Source organism: Endozoicomonas sp. (genome assembly GCF_031844845.1).
Lineage (GTDB): Bacteria > Pseudomonadota > Gammaproteobacteria > Pseudomonadales > Endozoicomonadaceae > Endozoicomonas.
Window position 1 is genome coordinate 1 of the sequence record NZ_JAVRMB020000330.1, and the last position, 2,486, is coordinate 2,486.

Annotated in this window: 2 protein-coding genes; both read right to left on the reverse strand. The window is 41.4% G+C overall.

Annotated features, from left to right (window positions below):
- Positions 1-128: 128 nt before the first annotated feature.
- Positions 129-1,484: a transposase gene (locus RM811_RS18385; protein WP_402527227.1), complete on the reverse strand. Its 1,356-nt coding sequence runs from the start codon at positions 1,482-1,484 to the stop codon at positions 129-131.
- Positions 1,485-1,799: 315 nt separating this feature from the next.
- Positions 1,800-2,435 carry a transposase gene (locus RM811_RS18390; protein WP_402527229.1) on the reverse strand — a complete coding sequence of 212 codons (636 nt, stop codon included), beginning with the start codon at positions 2,433-2,435 and terminating at the stop codon, positions 1,800-1,802.
- Positions 2,436-2,486: the final 51 nt, after the last annotated feature.

Sequence of the window (2,486 nt, forward strand, 5' to 3'; positions counted from 1 at the left end):
AATATACGACAATGCATTCTAGCTATAAATTAATCAATGCTTAAAAATAAGAACAAACAACCCCGAGCACCTTTATTGTGCCAAGAACAAATTTAATAAAACCCTGAAAACCTGGCTACCTTTCAATTTCATGAACTATTGAATTCAATTTTTCTGGGTATAACTCCGTGGATGATTGCATTAAACAAATCATCCCAACTATCAATCATCCAAGTTGTAAATAAACACGTCATTTCTTTCCAAAGATATTTTCGCGTTCCTCTTGCTTGCTTCTTTAACGCTTTTTGAAATTCAGGATTAGACATCTCCAGAATTTGATTAACCAGAAATGCCAGAAACGTAAGGCAGGCAAAATTCGTCGCCAGGTGATGCTTGCCATGACCGTAATTGTGCTCTAGGTGATAACCTTGGTTTTTCAGGGTGTTAAACGTTTGGTTTTCAATATGCCATCGGCATCGACCTCCCTCCATAACAGCTTTAACTGTCTTCTTGGTTAATTCGATATCTGTTACCCAGCACCAAACATGCCGAGTGCCATCCTTGTCAATTTCAATGTAATCAAGGACATTAACTAGCTCCGTCTCACCTTGCAAATTCAATGAAACCTTGTTGGCAAAGCGAAAATGACTCGTGATTTGATTTTTTTTATCAACGATTTTATGGTGATTAAGTTCTCCTTGATCATACAGTGCATTCATAGCTTCAATAAGTGCCACATGATTTCCATCCTTAGCCACACTAATATAGTGCCAACCATACTTTTTTATCAGTGCAATCATAGGGTTATTCGCGTACAGACCATCCAGCAGGATGATCAGCTTCAACTTGGGATGTTCTCGCTTCAGCCGTGCAAAATAGCGTTTGATTACATTTTGCTCACAGTCATTTTTGGTGCAACCATCCTGATGCTTTATCGCTTCTGGTGCGAAAGGAATGACTGTTTTTTGATCAGGGTGAACAATACAGCCTCCCATTAAATTATGGTAATGGGCTTCATTGGGTTTCACTTCGTTGCTAACGCAGCAATCATCACAGCCACAATTTTTTGAATGAAAAAGTCCTGTTCCATCAATAGACATCAGGTAATGGTCTTTCAATTTGCCACAGTTGAATTTAAATAATTTGAGAGCACCTTGACGCTGTATAATAGAAAACAGTTCTGGAAATGGCTTCATAATATCTTCAGGGTCAATAAGATCAATGACTTCACTCATTCGACTATCAGAGGGAATTATTCCGTCTTTAACGTGATACATCTTTTCGAGATTGTGACATTGAATTGGATCTTTACGCTTATTATCAAATCCCAAAAGAGAATCGTTCTGTTGATGCATCATGGCAAATCCGGATTTTACGAAATTACCAAAAGGGATAGGGCATTTATTACGACGGTGATCTTTTATTTTATCAAAATTCTCAGATATTTTATTGATAAGATTGGTAGCATTAAGGTGCTTGCTGTACTTCTGAATAGCGGTAGCCATGATCAAGTCAACGACAGTGAAGTGGTATGGGGCTATTTTAGTCGATAAACTGTGCGATTACTTTTTTTATTGCCAAGCTGAATCACTTGCAGCAGAAGGGGTTTGATATTCGTCGGGAATTGCTGCTGAACATATTACTCAACGCCTGATAATCTATACGACTAAATAAGTATAGTATGAAATTTTGACATTGTTTAAATCACACACCCGCTTCAAGACCGAATAATTCCCTAAAATCTCAGGCACGCCAGTGAATGTAGACTAATATTCTTCTTAGTAAAATTTTCACTCATAAGGTACATTTTTGGTAAGTGCTCAAAAACCACTGGTAAAACAATCGTCCACAATGCCACTGCCGGTCTGTTTTATCAGACTGCAGAGCCTTGGAATGAGACCAATACCATTCAATCTGTCTTTCAGGTATTCCCAGAAAGAAATACCATGAAGGCGGCACGTTTTTTTCAGGCTGGCAAATGTGTCGCGGCTTTGCCGTCCTGCTTCGCTACGAGTCCCACCGCTGATTTTTCGCCGTTTGACGTGTTCCCGTATCTGACTTTCGCTCAGATTATTGTGCAAAGGGAGGCGCGGGTCGTCCAGTACCTCTAGCAGCTCTGTATCTTTCACAGCCAACTTGCCCAGGGAACTACGCAGCTCCGAGTACTTCGCCGGGGTTTGCACCAGCTCACGAAACCCTTTGCGAATGGTGTCAGCTTTATAGGAATCATGCTTTTCCTTGAAGGCTTTCAATTCCCCATAGAGTTGCCAGAATCGGCAAAGCAGCAGGTGTTGCTCCTCAACCTGTTCCAAGTTGACCGGGATGAACCGTTCCAACGGTCTCGCCGCATGAAGCCAGCAACCTGAACGGGTAAATACATCGAACTGTCCGGCACCATCGCTATGGAGGGGAAGATCGGAAGGGACTCCATGAGCAACCAGGCTACCATATAGCATCGCTTCGGAAGCTCGTCGCCAAAGATCTGGCCCTGTCTCTTATACACATCT